17 protein-coding genes and 1 pseudogene are annotated in these 16,794 nt (G+C 64.7%); 15 read left to right on the top strand and 3 right to left on the bottom strand.

The window, feature by feature from the left end:
• The 8 genes from IVB32_RS41750 to IVB32_RS41715 form a co-directional block, all read left to right on the top strand.
• Positions 1–2,457 (top strand): LPS-assembly protein LptD (locus IVB32_RS41750; protein ID WP_247413176.1); only part of this gene is annotated, 2,457 nt, incomplete at its 5' end.
• A 69-nt stretch (positions 2,458–2,526) separates the two neighbouring features.
• Positions 2,527–3,453: a SurA N- domain family protein gene (locus IVB32_RS41745; RefSeq protein ID WP_026233734.1), complete on the top strand. Its 927-nt coding sequence runs from the start codon at positions 2,527–2,529 to the stop codon at positions 3,451–3,453.
• Positions 3,453–4,469: a 4-hydroxythreonine-4-phosphate dehydrogenase PdxA gene (gene pdxA / locus IVB32_RS41740; RefSeq protein ID WP_247368385.1), complete on the top strand. Its 1,017-nt coding sequence runs from the start codon at positions 3,453–3,455 to the stop codon at positions 4,467–4,469. The genes IVB32_RS41745 and pdxA overlap by 1 nt, the downstream gene beginning before the upstream one ends.
• Positions 4,466–5,326 carry a 16S rRNA (adenine(1518)-N(6)/adenine(1519)-N(6))-dimethyltransferase RsmA gene (rsmA, locus tag IVB32_RS41735; protein WP_247368389.1) on the top strand — a complete coding sequence of 287 codons (861 nt, stop codon included), beginning with the start codon at positions 4,466–4,468 and terminating at the stop codon, positions 5,324–5,326. The genes pdxA and rsmA overlap by 4 nt, the downstream gene beginning before the upstream one ends.
• A 16-nt stretch (positions 5,327–5,342) precedes the next feature.
• A complete protein-coding gene (locus IVB32_RS41730) occupies positions 5,343–6,401 on the top strand; it encodes an alcohol dehydrogenase (RefSeq protein ID WP_247368391.1) in 1,059 nt (352 codons plus the stop codon).
• Positions 6,402–6,491: 90 nt separating this feature from the next.
• A complete protein-coding gene (locus tag IVB32_RS41725; RefSeq protein ID WP_018459100.1) occupies positions 6,492–6,653 on the top strand; it encodes a Flp family type IVb pilin in 162 nt (53 codons plus the stop codon).
• A 71-nt stretch (positions 6,654–6,724) separates the two neighbouring features.
• Positions 6,725–6,961, top strand: a complete 237-nt coding sequence (locus tag IVB32_RS41720) for a hypothetical protein (RefSeq protein WP_018459101.1) — start codon at positions 6,725–6,727, stop codon at positions 6,959–6,961.
• A gap of 361 nt (positions 6,962–7,322) precedes the next feature.
• Positions 7,323–8,039 carry a Crp/Fnr family transcriptional regulator gene (locus tag IVB32_RS41715; protein ID WP_247368393.1) on the top strand — a complete coding sequence of 239 codons (717 nt, stop codon included), beginning with the start codon at positions 7,323–7,325 and terminating at the stop codon, positions 8,037–8,039.
• A gap of 9 nt (positions 8,040–8,048) precedes the next feature.
• On the opposite strand, the gene IVB32_RS41710 is transcribed toward IVB32_RS41715, so the two are convergent.
• Entirely contained in the window at positions 8,049–8,786 is a 738-nt protein-coding gene (locus tag IVB32_RS41710; RefSeq protein ID WP_018459103.1) for a Crp/Fnr family transcriptional regulator, read from the bottom strand.
• Between the two features lie 158 nt (positions 8,787–8,944).
• Between IVB32_RS41710 and IVB32_RS41705 the strand changes: the two genes are divergently transcribed.
• Together IVB32_RS41705 and IVB32_RS41700 are read left to right on the top strand one after the other, a co-directional pair.
• Positions 8,945–9,184 (top strand): hypothetical protein, encoded by a 240-nt coding sequence (locus tag IVB32_RS41705; RefSeq protein ID WP_247368542.1) that lies wholly within the window; start codon positions 8,945–8,947, stop codon positions 9,182–9,184.
• A gap of 17 nt (positions 9,185–9,201) precedes the next feature.
• Positions 9,202–9,903: a Crp/Fnr family transcriptional regulator gene (locus IVB32_RS41700; protein WP_247368394.1), complete on the top strand. Its 702-nt coding sequence runs from the start codon at positions 9,202–9,204 to the stop codon at positions 9,901–9,903.
• Positions 9,904–10,104: 201 nt separating this feature from the next.
• On the opposite strand, the gene IVB32_RS41695 is transcribed toward IVB32_RS41700, so the two are convergent.
• Positions 10,105–10,584, bottom strand: a complete 480-nt coding sequence (locus IVB32_RS41695) for a hypothetical protein (protein WP_247413175.1) — start codon at positions 10,582–10,584, stop codon at positions 10,105–10,107.
• A 166-nt stretch (positions 10,585–10,750) separates the two neighbouring features.
• Positions 10,751–11,743, bottom strand: a complete 993-nt coding sequence (locus IVB32_RS41690) for a LysR family transcriptional regulator (protein ID WP_018459107.1) — start codon at positions 11,741–11,743, stop codon at positions 10,751–10,753.
• Positions 11,744–11,856: 113 nt separating this feature from the next.
• Here IVB32_RS41690 and IVB32_RS41685 point away from each other — a divergent pair, with 113 nt between their 5' ends.
• From IVB32_RS41685 to IVB32_RS41665, 5 genes and pseudogenes are all read left to right on the top strand, one after another.
• On the top strand, positions 11,857–12,837 hold the full coding sequence (locus tag IVB32_RS41685; protein ID WP_247368398.1) for a tripartite tricarboxylate transporter substrate-binding protein: 981 nt from the start codon (positions 11,857–11,859) through the stop codon (positions 12,835–12,837).
• Complete coding sequence (locus IVB32_RS41680) at positions 12,837–13,448, top strand: protocatechuate 3,4-dioxygenase (protein ID WP_247338059.1); 612 nt, start codon at positions 12,837–12,839, stop codon at positions 13,446–13,448. Before IVB32_RS41685 ends, IVB32_RS41680 begins: the two co-directional genes overlap by 1 nt.
• A gap of 791 nt (positions 13,449–14,239) precedes the next feature.
• Positions 14,240–15,586: a caspase family protein gene (locus tag IVB32_RS41675; protein WP_247368399.1), complete on the top strand. Its 1,347-nt coding sequence runs from the start codon at positions 14,240–14,242 to the stop codon at positions 15,584–15,586.
• A 28-nt stretch (positions 15,587–15,614) separates the two neighbouring features.
• Positions 15,615–16,103 carry a hypothetical protein gene (locus IVB32_RS41670; protein ID WP_204510992.1) on the top strand — a complete coding sequence of 163 codons (489 nt, stop codon included), beginning with the start codon at positions 15,615–15,617 and terminating at the stop codon, positions 16,101–16,103.
• A gap of 150 nt (positions 16,104–16,253) precedes the next feature.
• Positions 16,254–16,794, top strand: a pseudogene (locus IVB32_RS41665) (hypothetical protein); the annotation flags it as partial.

The following is a 16,794-nucleotide window of genomic DNA, read 5'->3' as shown; positions in this document are numbered from 1 at the left end:
TTGACGCGGCGCACATTGGTGCGCGCGAACGGGTGTGGCTTGTCCATTCGCAGATTCCTGCTTGCTGTCGCCGCCGTGGCATCGCTCGGTGGCGTGATGGACGTTGCCGCCGTGACGCCGGCCTCCGCCCAGAGCTTCACCTACAATCCGCTGCCGCCGCGTGCGAAGCCGCCGAAGGCCGTCAACGACAACCAGATGCTGGTTCAGGCGACCGAGGTCGATTACGACTACAACAATTCGCGCGTCTCCGCGGTCGGTAACGTCCAGCTGTTCTACAACGGCACCAGCGTCGAGGCCGACAAGGTCATCTACGACCAGAAGACCAAGCGGCTCCATGCCGAAGGCAACATCCGTATGACGGATGCCGACGGCAAGATCACCTATGCCGAGATCCTGGACCTGTCCGACGACTACCGTGACGGCTTCGTCGATTCGCTGCGCGTTGATACGGCCGACCAGACCCGCATGGCGGCGAGCCGCTCCGATCGCTCCAGCGGCAACTACACGGTGTTCGAGAACGGCGTCTACACGGCCTGCGCGCCGTGCAAGGACGATCCGAAGAAGCCGCCGCTCTGGCAGGTCAAGGGTGCGCGCATCATCCACGACCAGCAGGAGAAGATGCTGTATTTCGAGACGGCGCAGCTCGAATTCTTCGGCGTGCCGATCGCCTATATGCCCTATTTCTCGACGCCCGACCCGACCGTGAAGCGCAAGACCGGCTTCCTGATGCCGGGCTTCACGTCGAATACGCCGTTCGGCTACGGCGTCGAGGTTCCGTTCTACTGGGCGATCGCGCCCGACATGGACGCCACCTTCAACCCGCGCATCACGTCCAGGCAGGGCGTGCTGTTCCAGGCCGAATTCCGCCAGCGCCTGATGGACGGCGCCTATCAGATCCGCGTCTACGGCATCGACCAGCTCGATCGGAGCGCGCTCGCGGGCCAGCCCGGCGACAAGCAGTTCCGCGGCGCCGTCGACACCAAGGGTCAGTTCGCGCTGAACGACAAATGGGTCTGGGGTTGGGACGGTGTCCTGATGTCCGACTATTATTTCTTCTCGGACTATCGGTTGTCGCAATATCGCGATCCGCTGGGCTCGTTCCTGTATCTGCCGACGGATGCACTCTCGCAGCTTTACCTGACCGGTGTCGGCAATCGCAGCTTCTTCGACGCGCGCACGATGTACTGGCTGAGTTACTCGGGCAACCAGAACCAGGTGCCGGTCGTCTACCCCGTGATCGACTACTCGAACGTGCTGAACTATCCAGTCTTCGGCGGCGAGTTCAGCTACAAGACCAATTTCGTGAACCTGTCGCGTGACACCGCGGTGTTCGATCCGATCACGACGCTCGCCAACACCAACAGCCTGTGCACGACGGTGTCGGCCGATCCGCTCGCGCGTACGCCGTCGCAGTGCCTGCTGCGCGGCTTCCCGGGTACCTACACCCGCCTAACGGCGGAAGCGCAGTGGCGCAAGTCCTTCACCGATCCGTTCGGTGAAATCTGGACGCCGTTCGCCATTCTCCGCGCCGACGCGATCAACTCCTCGGTCTCCAACCAGCCGGGCGTGTCGAATTATTTGCCCGTCGGCGACACCCAGGCGCTCCGCCTGATGCCGACCGTGGGCCTCGAATACCGCTACCCCTTCATCAACGTTCAGCCCTGGGGTTCGACCACCATCGAGCCGATCGCGCAGATCATCATCCGGCCGAACGAGACCTATGCCGGCAAGCTCCCCAACGAGGACGCGCAGAGCATGGTGTTCGACGCCTCGAACCTGTTCAGCGTCGACAAGTTCTCCGGCTACGACCGTGTCGAGGGCGGCGGCCGCGCCAATGTCGGCGTGCAGTCCACCACGCAGTTCGACAGGGGCGGAGCCATCAAGACGCTGTTCGGCCAGTCCTACCAGCTGTTCGGCATGAACTCCTTCGCGGTCCAGGACTCCATCAATACCGGCGTGGATTCCGGCCTGCAAAGGCCGCGCTCCGACTATGTGGCGAGCGCCGCCTATTCGCCCAACAGCACCTATACGTTCAGCGTTCGCTCGCGCATGGACGAGCAGACCTGGAACGTGCAGCGCTTCGAGGCGGAAGGCCGCGCCAACTTCAACCGCTGGTCAGTCAGCATGCTGTACGGCAATTACGCGGCGCAGCCGGAACTCGGCTATCTAACCCGCCGCGAGGGCATCCTGACGTCAGGCTCGATCAAGCTCGCGGCCAATTGGGTGGTCACGGGCTCGGCGCGCTGGGACCTTGAGGCCAACAAGATCAACCAGTATGTGCTCGGTGCCGGCTACGTCGACGATTGTTTTGTGCTCGGCTTGAACTATGTAACTGCGTATAGCTATTCCGCAGGCTCGACCCCGCCCGTGCTGAACCACGCGATCATGTTCCAGATCGGCCTGCGCACGCTGGCGAACACAGCGACCACCAGCAGTTCCGGCGGCGGACTCCAGTGAACGGTTTGAAGGTGCCGGCCGCGTGTTCCCGATCGCAGGTTCACCTCGGCTGACATGCGAGCGACAAATATGACGATCCCATTGCCTGTCTTCCGCCTCTTCCTCATCCTCGCCGCCCTGCTGCTGGCCGGCGCGCCGTTGCGTGCGCAGAACATCGTCTTGATGGTCAACGGCGATCCCATCACCGACTTCGACATCGAGCAGCGCTCCAAGCTCGACCAGCTGACGACGCAGAAGACACCGGCCCGCCAGGACGTCATCAACGAGCTGATCGACGACCGGGTGAAGATGAAGGAAGGCAAGAAATATGGTGTCGACCCCGGCGTCTCCGACATCAACCAGTCCTACGAGGGCATGGCGCAGCGCATGCGCATCTCGCCGGACCAGCTCACCAAGTCGCTCGAGGTCAAGGGCGTCCGCCCCGAAACCCTGAAGAGCCGCATGAAGGCCGAGATGGTCTGGACCAGCCTCGTGCGCGGCCGCTTCAAGGAGAAGCTGCTGGTCGGCGAGAAGGACGTCGCGCAGGCCGTGCAGGCCCAGACCGGCGACAAGCTGCAGATCGAGGGCACCGAATACAAGATGCAGCCGATCGTGCTGATCGTGCCACGGGGCTCGTCGCCGGCGTTCCTGGAGACACGGCATAAGGAAGCCGAGCAGTATCGCTCGCGCGTCGGAAGCTGCGAAGAAGCCAATTCGCTGTTCCGCTCCACGCCGAACGCCACCATCCGCGACGTCGTCACCAAGACCACCGCTGAATTACCCGAGGCGCTGCGTAAGGTGCTCGACGACACGCCGATCGGCCACCTGACCGCGCCCGAGACGACCAAGGCAGGCATCGAGATGGTGGTGCTGTGCTCGCGCAAGCCGACCATGATCGACACGCCGAAGAAGCGCGAGGTCCGCGAGAAGATGTATCAGGAGAAGTACGAGAAGACCCAGAAGACCTATCTCGAGGAGCTCCGCAAGGCGGCGATGATCGAGTATCGCAACCGCTGATGGCCAAGCAGCCTGCCAAGCCCCTCGCCCTGACGCTGGGAGAGCCTGCCGGCATCGGCCCCGACATCACCATCGCAGCCTGGCTCAAGCGCCGCGAACTGGACCTGCCCGCCTTCTATCTGCTCGGCGACGAGGCGCTGATCGCCCGCCGCGCCAAGGCGCTCGGCGCTGCCGTCAGGATCGCTTCGGTGACCACCGGCGAGGCCGAGGCCGCCTTCCCCGAGGCCCTGCCCGTGGTTGCGTCCGGCGAGCCCGCGAGCGCCGCGCCCGGCAAGCCCGACGCATCGAGCGCGCCGGCCGCGCTCGCCTCGATCCGCCAGGCGGTCACGGATGTCCGCGAGGGCCGCGCCGGCGCCGTTGTCACCAATCCGATTGCCAAGAGCGTGCTCTATCGTGCCGGCTTCCGCCATCCCGGCCATACCGAATTCCTCGCAGAGCTCGCCGCGGAAGACGGCCCCACGCCGCAGCCGGTGATGATGCTGTGGTCGCCGCGGCTCGCCGTAGTGCCCGTGACCATCCACGTCTCCTTGCGCGATGCACTGGCCCAGCTCACCAGCGAGCTGATCGTCTCGACCGTGCGCATCGTCGCGACCGAACTCAAATCCCGCTTCGGCATCGCGAATCCGCGCATCGCGATTTCCGGCCTCAATCCGCACGCGGGCGAGGGCGGCTCGCTCGGCCACGAGGAGCAGACCGTGATCGCGCCGGCGATCAAGACGTTGCGGGGCGACGGTATCGAGGCGAAGGGACCGCTCCCCGCCGACACCATGTTCCACGAAGCCGCGCGAAACAGCTATGACTGCGCCGTCTGCATGTACCACGACCAGGCGCTGATCCCGATCAAGACTGTGGCCTTCGATGACGCGGTCAACGTCACGCTCGGACTGCCCTTCATCCGCACCTCGCCCGACCACGGCACCGCCTTCGACATCGCCGGCACCGGCAAGGCCAATCCGGCAAGCCTGATCGCTGCGTTGAGGCTTGCGAGCCGGATGGCGGCTGCGAAAACCCGATGAGCACGATCGATGACCTCCCGCCGCTTCGCGAGGTCATTCGCCAGCACGCCTTGTCGGCGCGCAAATCGCTCGGCCAGAACTTCCTCCTCGACCTCAATCTCACCGCGCGCATCGCGCGTGCGGCGGCTCCACTCGAGGATTCCACCATCATCGAGATCGGCCCCGGCCCGGGCGGGCTGACGCGCGCCCTGCTCGCGCTCGGCGCCAGACGCGTCATCGCCATCGAGCATGACGAGCGCGCGATCCCTGCCTTGCAGGATATTGCTGCGCGCTATCCCGGCCGTCTCGAGATCGTCCATGGCGACGCCATGACCTTCGACCCGCGCCCGCTGCTATCAGGCGAAAGAGCAAAAATCGTCGCCAACCTGCCCTACAACATCGCGACCCACCTCCTCGTCGGCTGGCTCACCACCGAACCCTGGCCGCCCTGGTACGAAATGATGGTCCTGATGTTCCAGCGCGAGGTCGGCGAGCGCATCGCGGCGCGCGAGGACGAAGAGGCCTTCGGCCGACTCGGCGTGCTCGCCAATTGGCGCTGCGAGACCAAGATCCTGTTCGACATCGCGCCGTCCGCCTTCGTGCCGCCGCCGAAGGTTACGTCTTCCGTTGTGCGACTGATCCCGCGCGAAACGCCTCTCGCCTGCGATCGCAAGCTGCTCGAACAGGTCGCGGCCGCCGCCTTCGGCCAGCGCCGCAAGATGCTGCGGCAAAGCCTGAAGGCGCTCGGCGCCGATCCCGCGCGGCTCGCCGCAGCTGCCGGCGTCGATGCGACGCGGCGCGCGGAGACCGTTCCGATTTCCGGCTTTGTTGCCATGGCCCGTGAATTGGCCAATATACGCAGCGAAACAGAGAGATAATTTCGGAGGAAGAAATATGGCGTTGATGCGTCGGCAGTCCCTCGTCAAGTTCGATGCGCCGCTGTGCGAGACCATCGTCGAGACGCCGAAGCCGCAAGGTCGAGAGGTGCTGGTGCGGATCGAGCGTTGCGGCCTCTGCCACTCCGATCTGCACATCCAGGACGGCTACGCCGATCTCGGCGGCGGCAAGAAGCTCGACACCACGCGCGGCATGACGCTGCCCTTCACGCTCGGCCACGAGATCGCGGGCGTGGTCGACGAAGTCGGCCCCGAGGTATTCGCCGGTCTCGTCGGCAGCAAGAAGGCGGTGTTTCCGTGGATCGGTTGCGGCCAGTGTCGCGACTGCGCCAATCGCGACGAGAATCTCTGCGCCAGACAGCGCTTTCTCGGCGTCTCCATCGACGGCGGCTTCGCCACCCACGTGCTGGTGCCCGACGCGAAATATCTGCTCGACTACGATCCCCTGCCCGTCAACCAGGCCGCGACGCTGATGTGCTCCGGCGTCACCGCCTACGGCGCGCTCAAGCGCCTGGTCGACCGGCCGCGCCAGCGCAACCTCCTGCTGATCGGCCTCGGCGGTGTCGGCATGATGGGCCTTTCCTTCGCGGCGGCCATGTTCAAGCAGCCGATCACGGTCGCCGACCTCAGCGGTGCCGCGCGCGAAACCGCGCTGAAGAACGGCGCGGCGGTGGCCTACGATCCGGCCGAGCCCGACGTGGTCAAGCGCATCCTCAAGGAAACCGATGGCGGCTTCGACGAGATCGTCGACTTCGCGGGCAACGAGAAGTCCATGGCTTTCGCGGTCGCCGTCGCCGCGCGCGGCGGCAAGATCGTGGTCTCCGGCCTGATGGGGGGGCAGTTCACGTTGCCGATGGTGCAATGGGTCTACAAGCGCATGACCATCGAGGGCTTCATGGTCGGCACACTCACCGAGGCTCACGAGCTGATGGCGCTCGCCCGCGCCGGCAAGATCAAGCCGACGCCGATGCGCGAGGAGCCGATGGCCGACGTCCAAACATGGATCGACGAGCTTCGCGCCGGCAAGGTCGTCGGCCGCATCGTGCTCAAGAACTAGAAACTGACGCAGACCCGTGTTCCAAATTGGGGAACCCGCTCTCTGCAGAATACGGTCCTCGCCAGCTCTCTTTTTGGATTTCTGGCAACCATGCAGACGATCCGCCGCTTCCTCGCCGACGAGTCCGGCGCCACAGCGATCGAGTACGGCCTGATCGCCGCCGGCATTGCGCTTGCGATCATCGCCGTCGTCAACAATCTCGGCGCGACGCTGAACAAGAAGTTCACCTCGATCGGCAGCTCGCTGAAGTAGCGGGCACGCGCGCCAATTCAAAGCATTCGTCTGTCCCGCGGAACGGCAACGGCCGCGCCGCGTTGGCAGCCATGTCCATTCGCTGCACCGTCGAGAACGCATTCTTCATCGCCTGGAGTTTCCTGGAGCAGAGCGGAGAGCTCGGCTCCCCGGACGAGACGGCGAACGTCCTGCTCGACGCCATTGAGGCCCAGCTCAGGACCGGCGAGCGCCGGCAACTGATGCTCGCCAACAGGGCGATCGATGCCTATCGCGCCCACGCGGAAAAAGGCCGGCCCGCGCACGATTGCGAAGCACGCTTCGGGTGACGAACTTCGGGTGATGAACATCCCGGCCGCCCTCGGGCCCGCCGGCCCGGCGGCGTTGAGGTATAGGCCGGCTGTCCGTCGGGCAGAGCGCACGGGCTGCGGCGCTCCGCGACGAGCGCGCTACGCTGGAGCCGCGCCCCTGCTGTGTGCACTCCTGCACAGAGCTCGCAATGTTGAAGGCCGCTGGGTTCGGCTGCGCCATTGCCTCGTCCCATGCCTCGCCAAAACTTTCTGGAATTCCGCAAGCCGGAGGCCATTTTTCAACGGCTGAGAAACGCCTTGTGTGCACTTTGGAACCGTCGGCTCCGTCACGGAAACGTAGGGTTCTGGCCGGTGCCGATTCCCGGCCAGAGCAAGACATGTGACCGGTCGGCCCCAGAACGATCTTCTCCAGCAGCTCAGCCGCCCGGATTTCGAACTGCTCGCGCCGCACCTCCAGCCGGTCGAACTCGAGGCGAGCCACATCCTTTATCATGCCGGCGACGAGGTGACGGCGGTCCATTTTCCCTGCCGTTCCACGCTCGTGTCGTTCGCCGTGCCGGTCGAGGACGATCGCGAGGTCGAAAGCCTGCTGGTCGGGCGCGAGGGCGCGGTGGGCATTGCCGCCGGCCGCAGCGCCTCGCTGGCCTATTCGCGCATCGTCGTGAAGCTGGGCGGCACCCTGCTGCGGCTGCCGCCGCGCGTGCTCGAGCAGGCCCAACAGAGGTCGGCCACGCTTCAGCAAATCTTCTCTCGCTACGCCGACTGCCAGTTCGCGCAGCTGCTCCAGACCGCGGCCTGCAATGCCGCGCATTCGATCGAGCAGCGCGCCGCCAAGTGGATCATCTCCGCGCAGGAGCACGTCGGCGGCCCCGAGATCCCCCTCACCCATGAGCAGCTGGCCGGCATGCTCGGCGTGTCCCGCAGCTATGCCAGCCGCGTCATCCAGATGTTCAAGGCCAGGCGGATCCTCGCGACACGCCGCGGCGCCATCCTGATCCTAGATGCGCCGGCGCTCGAAGCCAGAGCCTGCTCCTGCAACGACTGGGTGAAGAAGCACTTTGACGAGGTGATGGGACGCACGGCCGCGGACGGTTAGCTTTAGGTCTCACGCATGCGGCGGCGATTGGCGCTTCAAGTGCAGATAGGTCGGACTGAAGCCTCCGAGCCGCTGCAATTCGCGCCATTTCATGACGATGAGCTCGCCGTCGTGCATGTCCATGGTCCCGCTCCGCCTGAGGTCGGCGAGCGTCCGGTTCACCGTCGCGATCGCCATACCCAAGGTCTCGCCGAGCTGCGCCAGGCTGAGCGGCAGGCGGCAGCGATTGCCGCGGACGAGCTGCGCTGCGCGGGCGCGGTAGAACAGCTCGCAGAACAGGTGTGCCATGCGCGCGTGCATCGGCCGGGCGCTGTTGTTGGTGATGGCCTCGCGAAAGATCGCGGCATCGAGCAGGGTCTCGCGCCAAACCGACAGTGCGAAGGTCGGCCGTCGCCGGAAGGCAATGAACAATTCGCGATGCGGGATGAAGGCCACCGAGGCAGGCCCGAGGGCGCAGAGGCCATGGTCCATCTGGTCGATGAACAAGCCCTGGGAGTCCGGCAGGTCGCCGGACAGATGGAACGCGAGGTATTGCCGCCGGCCGCTGTCGAGCAAATGGTAGCGCGCGATCATGCCGGAGACGACCAGCGCCGAATGCTCGGGTTCGTCGCCCTGACGGATGAAATCCTCGTTCGGCGCGAACTCGCGCTGCACAAAGGTCAGCCCGCGAATTTCGGCGACATCCTCCTGGGCGAGCGCGGTGTGCTCGCCCAAGTTCCGGATCAGCACGTCATGCGCTTTTTCCATGTGTCCCGCCAAAAATCCTGCCGGTTCGATCAAATGATACATCTGGCCCGTATCCAGCGGACTAGAACGCGGGTCGGAAGCACAGGTTGCTACCGGTCTGCGACATTACTTGGTTGCAGCCCACCGTCCCTCGATCGCTGACTGCGCCCGCCATTCGCATGAGCTCTACGACGATCCTGAAGCGCATTCGCCACCTGTTCGCATCGGAGTCGGGCGAGCACCTGGACAGTATCAGCGCTGCCTTCCAGCGAGGCGCGCTGAACGAGCCGGCGCGGCCGATGTCGGATCAGGAGCTTGCGCGCGCCATCCGCGAGTTCCAGGCGGTTCCCGTGTCCGATTGGACCATCGCGAAACTCTCACGATGCCTGCTCGAGCCGGCGATGCCGGGTGACGACTGAAACACCTCCTCCTCTCCATGCCGCACCCCAAGTTCATCGCACATCTCCAGGCGATTGAAGGCCTCTCCGACGACGAACGCCGCCAGATCGCGGCTCTGCCGTCCACGCTGCGCCAGGTCTCCGACGGCGAAATCCTGCTGCGCCAGGGTGAAGATGCCTCTCGCTGCGTTTTCGTCGTCAGCGGCTTCCTCTATCAGGCTCGCATCGTCGGCGATCGCAGCCAGATCCTCGCCTTCCACGTTCCCGGCAACATGCCGTGCCTGCACACGCTGCTGGTCTCGCCGATGGATGCGGACCTCGTCGGGCTTGGCCCTTCCATCGTCGGCTACGTCGCACACAGCCCACTCAAGCAGCTGCTCGACGGCTCCATTCACCTGACCCGCGCGTTCTGGCGCGAGACGCTGATCGATGCGGCGATCTCGCGACAATGGATCGCGCGCCTCGGCGCACAGGCGGCACTGCCGAAGGTGGCGCATCTGATCTGCGAGCTCGCCGCAAGGCTGGCGGTCGTGGGCCTCGTCAAGAACGGCCGCTTCCAGATGCCGATGACGCAGCGGCACGTCGCCGATGCCTGCGGATTGTCGATCGTCCACGTCAATCGCACCATCCAGGAGCTGAGAGGGCGCCGATTGATTGCCTGGGAGGGAAGCGAGATCGAGCTGTTGCAACTTGACGAGCTTCGCGCGCTCGCGGATTTCACGCCGGATTATCTGACCTGACCAAGACGGGCGGCGTTCCAACGAACGACATTCGAAACCGGCACAGCGAAAGCGATCCCCCCGCCTCACGATCGCGATGGCTTTATCCGCCATGATTTGAGCAACGGGCCGCCGGCACCCAGCACGGGATCGGTCTTCGGCTTGCGGACCTTGGCGATGCGTTTGCTGGCGTCAGGACGCTCTCGCGTGTCGGTGCACTCGTCATACGTCCCCTCCTGCGGATACGCTCCGACGACCAGGAAGTCCCGGCCGGACTCGATCAGCCGGTGTCCCGTGCCCGCGGGAAGGACCAGAACATCTCCGGCCTTCACGCTCAGGATTCGCCCCCTTGATCCCGCCGCACTCGATCCTGGCCGTGCCGCGTGCCACGCCCATCACTTCGTGGATCTGCGAATGATAGTGGACAAAGTCATAAACCGTATCGCGCCAAGAGCGGCCCCAGCCGTGACGATCGAACATCGTGTCGATGATGACCTCTGGAGCAAAACGCCGGGTCTTCAGGTTCACCGCGCCGCGATAGAGCAAGACGGGAAAATGCGGGTTATTCGGCACGATGCCATCGTCCTGGAAACGGATGGCTGTCGGCTTCCGAGCCCGCACGAGCGCCCGCAGCGTTGCCGCGTCGGGGTGATCCTCAACGAACTTCTTGGCGAGATTTTTGATCTGGTCCTTGATCGGCATGGCGTCTCCTCAGCCGCAATTAAACGACGGCCGGAAGGATAAGTTTCCCGAGGTGATCCGGTTGGACCGCCATCTCCTCGGCGTCATTTCCGGCGAAGACAAGCATTCCAGAAATCGTTCCGCGGCAGCACTCCGGAATGCTCGCTGCGCTCGCCCGGCCACCGCCTTACCCCGGGGTAGCCGACGATGGCCGCGCAGGAGCGGAACGACGCGCGTTTCGCTTACCTGCGAGCGGCTTTGCGACCTCCCGGGCGCACTCGACGAGCAGCCGCTGAGCAGGGTTTGGCGTTCTGCCCTTCATCGCAATGATCCCGATCGGCCACATCTGAATAGGCATTTCCACCGGTAAAACCTTCATCGACAGCCGCTTCGCGCTGAAGTGCAACATCGATGCCGGAAGGAAACTCAGGAATCGTTCCGACGAGAGCAACGCCGACTGCATAAGGATCGAATACACGGTTACGCTGGCACGTGGCACCTCCAGCCCGGAGGCGTGAAATGCGTTGGCAATCCAGCCGCCCGGAAAGCTTTCGCGCGGCGGCAGGCACCAACGCTCGTTGACCAGCTCGTCGAGGCGGATCTTGCGCCGCCCCACCCACGGACTGTGCAAGCCTGCGACAACGACACCGCTTTCGTGCAACAGCACTTCGACATCGGTATCGGCAGCCGGTGTCGGGCTCGGCAGGCGCCCTATCATGAGGTCGATGTCGTGATTGCGCAGATGACGATCCTGAAGCTCCGGCGGTTCGCCCTCGATGATGTGAAGCGCGAGCCTCGGATATTGCCGGGATAGCCGGTCAATGATGGCGGGCAGTAGTCCGGCCATCACGGGCTCGGTGCTGCCAATGCGCAATTCACCCACCGCGGGATCAGCGAGCGATTGCAGCTCGTCGACGCCACTCCGCAAATCGTTGCACAAAGCAATGCTGCGCTTGAGCAAGGCCTTGCCGTAAAGCGTGGGCTCAACGCCGAGCCGGCTGCGCTCCAGAAGCGGAAGGCCGATCGTTTGCTCCAGGCTTGCGATCATCTTGGATATGACAGGCTGAGAAATTGCTAGGTGCTCGGCCGCCTTCGCCATGCTCCCGTATTCCACGACGGCGATAAACACGTTCAGTTGCCGCAGCTTGATCCGACGGCTGATCTGGGATGCATCGAGCATGCGACCCTTTCCGAAATGGAATAGAACTATCGAGAAATAGAACTTTTCTTATATAGGTCCGCGGGACAAGCTGCAATTCGCGTTACCCTCCACCGCCAAGGATTGGAGCAGCCATGTCGAACATTCACGTACCCCGTCGCACCTTCCTGCTCGGAAGCCTCGCGGGATTGTTGCTGCCCGGCAAGGTCGCCGCGCAGCCTTATCCGTCCAATCTCATACGTGTTGTCGTCCCTGCCGGCGCGGGGACACCGCCCGACATCATCAGCCGCATGATCGCCGACGAGCTCGCGGCCAATGAAGGCTGGCGACTTGTGGTGGAAGATCGCCCCGGTGCGCTGCAGACCATTGCCATGAACGACGTGAGCGGTCGTCCGGCGGACGGCTATACACTGCTGACCATGAGCCTTCCGATGACGGTCACCCCGGCCCTGCTTCCGAAGGCGGAGACACGGGCGGATGTGGATTTCGATCCGGTGATCAAGATATCGAAATCCTACACCGTGCTCGTTACAACGCCTTCCTTGCCGGTCGACTCGTTAGCCGGTCTGGTGGCGTTGCTCAAGAGCAAGCCAGGGAAGCTCAACTTCTCTTCCGCGGGCTTCGGCACCCCCTCGCACCTGATCGGCGAAATGTTTGCATTGCAGGCGGGCGTGCGCGCCACCCACGTGCCCTACCAGCAGTTTTCCCAAGCAATCACCGATCTGATCAGCGGCAACGTCCAATACATGTTTGTCACCACGCTTCCGGTTATTGACCTCATTGCGACCGGCAAGTTGCGAGCGCTTGCCGTCACCGCCCCCACCAGGATTGCTGCCCTGGGAGACATTCCCACTGTGATCGAGGCAGGCTTTCCCGATCTGGTGACAGCCGATTGGATCGGCTTTGCAGCGAAGCGTGGAACGGCTGCGGAAGTAACGTCGCAGCTCAACAAGGCAATTAACAAGGTACTTCTCGAGCCGAAGATCCGCGCTTCGCTCGACAAGATAGGAGCCGTAGCCGTGGGTGGCACCGCCGCAGAATTTGGTGAGGGAATCCGGAGTGACATCGCCCACTGGGGCAAGGTCGTCAAGGATGCGGATATCAAGCTGCCTTGATGAGCCAGACCCCATCCAAAGCCCAGACGAGTGGCCGCGATGCAGCAGCATTGGCGATCACGCCGCCGCAGATTGTCGGCCCGTTCTACCCGGTCTCGGAGCACCCCGATCTGGCAACCGATCTGGCGCGTCCAAGCGGCAGCACCGCTGAGGCGCTGGGCCAGCTCATCCATCTCAGCGGACGCGTGCTCACGCGTTCGGGAGCGCCGGTGCCGCATGCACGCATTGACATCTGGCAAGCCAACGCGGCGGGGAAATATCGTCATCCGAGTGATATCAATCCGGCGCCGCTCGATCCCAATTTCAAAGGCTTCGCGCGTCTCACAACGGATGCGGCCGGGCACTACAGCTTTCGTACCGTCAAACCGGGCCGCTATCCGACAGCAGAGGGCGACGTCAGGCCGCCGCACATTCATCTCACCGTTGAGGGGCGGTTCGATTGCCTGGTGACCCAGTTGTATTTCGCTGGCGAAGAAGAAAACGTGACCGACCGCTGGCTCAATGCGGCCCCGCATCCGGAAAGGTTAATCGTTACTCTGCAAAATTCGCCATCACGCCTTGAGAGGCATGCGTTGGTCGCGCATTTCGACATTGTTCTTGCCAGCGGATGACAAGCGTTTCAGGTGGCTCCAAGCCCGATTTGGGTCGTTCGCCACCGGCGCTGACGCGTCGGGCAAAACACCCCCGTCAAGGCCTCCGCGCAAAAATATTTCGCTTTTCCGAATTTCGGATTTGTGGCATACGCCCGTCATCCTGGCCCTGCCAAAGGGGCGTTCGCGACCGTCACGACATGCGGGCCGGGTGGCGGTGGACGCGGCAGCGACGGCGCGGGCGGCGTGACGACAGGGCGGGCAACCGTGAGTCCTCGCGCGACGCGTACGACACGGCGCTGGAGAGCGGGCTTGTCGGTCATCGGGGGTGAGCACACGCAAGCCCTCGATGATTTCGGCCGGACCGTCCGCGGACGGAGAAGTCGTGTGGTCCTGACGCCCGGGGTCTGTGCGTCAAGCCTCGCGGTGATGTGGCGGCCCGACCGGGCGCGCGCATCAGCGATCGGCCAGGCGACGGGGGCAATAGTGCATCGCTCCCCGGGGAGTGCACGAAGGACACCGTTAAAACCATCCGCGCAGGGAAGGCCGGGCGATCGGCCACCCTATCGGTCCACCCCGTGTGCATTCCTGTAGCGCACGGACCAACGGGTGCCGCCGGCGCCCGGCCTTCCCTGCGCCCTTTGGCCTCCAGTTGGGCGATGAACGGCAGCAAGGTTCGGGCAGAATCTGCCGCGGGAACGCGCAAGCGTGCGCCCTCCCCGGCGCGACCGGCCAACGCTGTACACACTGTCGCACCGCTTTTCGCCCGCGCCTCGAGCTGGTAGAATGGCGATATTGTTTGGGGAATTTTGATGCGCGCGAGGATTTTCAATCGCGTCCCGGGGCTGGCGATGCTGGTCGCAGCCCTGCTCGTCGTCGCAACGCACCCGGCATCGGCCGAGAAGCGCATCGCGCTCGTGGTCGGCAACTCCGCCTACAAGAACATCACGCCGCTCGACAATCCATCCAAGGACGCGAGCCTGATGGCGGACACGCTTGGCCTGCTCGGCTTTACGCTGGTCGGAGGCCGCGCCCAACTCGATCTTGACAAGGGCGCGATGGATCTGGCGGTGCAGAGCTTTGGCCGGCAGGTGCAGGGCGCCGACGTCGCGCTGTTCTATTATGCCGGCCACGGCGTGCAGGTCTCGGGCGCCAACTATCTCGTGCCGGTCGGCGCCAATCCGACCCGCGAGGCCGACGTCGACTTCCAGATGACCGATGTCAACCTCGTGCTGCGCCAGATGCAGGGATCGGGCACGCGCCTCAACCTCGTGATCCTGGACGCCTGCCGCAACAACCCCTTCGGCTCACGCGGCCTGCGCGCCTCCGATGGCGGCCTCGCGCAGATGCGCGCGCCCGAGGGCACGCTGATCTCCTACGCAACCCAACCCGGCAACGTCGCCCAGGACGGCAGCGACGGCCACAGCCCCTACACCAAGGCCTTGGCCGCGACGGTCCGGACCGCGGGCCTCGACGTGTTCCAGACCTTCAACCAGGTCGGCCTCGCGGTGAAGCGCGCCACGTCCGGCGCGCAGCAGCCCTGGGTGTCGTCCTCGCCGATCGACGGCACCTTCTATTTCGTCGCCCCCACGCAAACCGCGCCGCCGCAGGTCGCAGCGATGCAGCCCGATCCGTTGCCGGCGGATCGGCTGCGCGCCGATCCGGACCGCGTCCCCTTGCGCGATGCCGCCCTGCTGAGCGAACTCAGCGAGCGGCTCTACGAGCTCAATTTCGATCCTGACAGCCCTGATGGACTGACCCGCGCGATCACGAAACTCCAGCAGCGGATTTCCATGGCGCCGACGGGCGAAGCCACCGAAGGCCTGCTGTTGCGGATGCGCAAGATGGAGGACCTGAAGCCATGGGGCTCGATCGTCTACGGCCCCGACGGCAGCAAATGGGGCATCTCCTGGAACCACGCCTCGCGGCGCGCGGCGGTGGCGGATGCGCGCGGCAATTGCGCCGGCGCCAAATGTCCGATCGAGCTGTCTTTCTATGGCAACCGCTGCGGCGCGTTCGCGATCTCCGACAAATCCTGGTCGCTGGTCCAGCGCGACAGCCTGCAGCGCGCGAAAGATGCCGCGCTTGACGAATGCGGCAAGGCTGGCAAAGCTTGCCGCATTATCGGTTCCGTCTGTGCCGACGGCTCCGGCCGCTGATACGATTTTTCATTCTGGATTTTTACTCATGCGCGCCATCATCCCTGCGATTGCCCTGACCGTCTTCCTGTCCGCCGTCGGCGCTCCACCGTCCGCCGTTGCGCAGTCCGGCAGCGCCGGCGGCTCGATCGGCAATGACGAGAAATCGCTGTCCGGCTCGCGGTCGGATCGTTCCGCCGAGCCGGCCCCCTCGGCGCGTCGCAGCAAGCCCGCCGAGGAGCCGCGCAGCTCCTCGCGACGCGGTGGTGGAGGCGGTGGCGGGAGTTTCGACGGCGCCTGGATGGTCGTCAGCGTCGGCTGCGGCGGCACCACGTCCGGCGCGGTCGTGGTCTCCTCGGGCAAGGTCATAGGCCAAGGCGTCACGGGTACCGTCAGCGCGAGCGGCGCGGTCAGCACGTTCGGTCAAGGTGATGGCGTGACCTTTACCGGCTCGGGCCGCCTCGCTGCCCGCAGCGGCTCCGGTTCCTTCCGCCGCTCGGACGGCTGCGGCGGAACCTGGACTTCGACCAAGCAATAGCAGCGAAAAAGTCTGGTTTCGCGGGGGAACGAACGCCGCGCAAGCCCGATTCAGGCCACATCCTCTCCGGATTTGCGGCTCATTGCCACCCAAGTCTTTGACGACAAAGGGAAGGTAACGAGTTGCGTCATGCGTAATCGGGAGACCAGGATGGGCAACCGCACCGCAAAATTCTTATCTGCCCTCGTAGGCAGCATCATTGCCGGCGCGCCACTTGCCGCCGTGTCGCAGAATGCATCGACGCCACCGAGCACGGCAAATGCCGCGAGCGACTGCCTTGGCTCGCCAAAGGGCGCCGCGCCGCAGGGCCAGCATTGGCATTATCGCCTCGAGCGCGCGACCAAGCGGCAGTGCTGGTATCTGCGCGCCGAAGGCGGCAAGGCCACCCAAACCGCACAGACTGCGCCCGATACGCCTGCAGCGGATTCAGCCGTGCCGCAGCAGCACTCGGTCGAGGACGCGCGCGCCGAATATCTGACGCCGCAGAGCATCGCCGCCGTGAAGACGCCTGCACAGGCGGGACCGGCGCCGACGCCGCAAGCTGCGAACCCCTCCGCTGACGCCAACGCACAGCAGCCCGCCGTCGCCGGGCGCTGGCCCGACGCCTCCACGGCGTCCGCCGCGCCCACAGAGCAGCCGTCGCCTGCACCTGTCGCGGCCGCCGCGCAGCCGACCGCGAAGCCGGCGAAGT

This window comes from Bradyrhizobium sp. 23 (assembly GCF_023073295.1).
In the GTDB taxonomy this organism is placed as follows: domain Bacteria; phylum Pseudomonadota; class Alphaproteobacteria; order Rhizobiales; family Xanthobacteraceae; genus Bradyrhizobium; species Bradyrhizobium canariense_D.
This window is presented reverse-complemented; position numbering and strand designations above follow the sequence as displayed.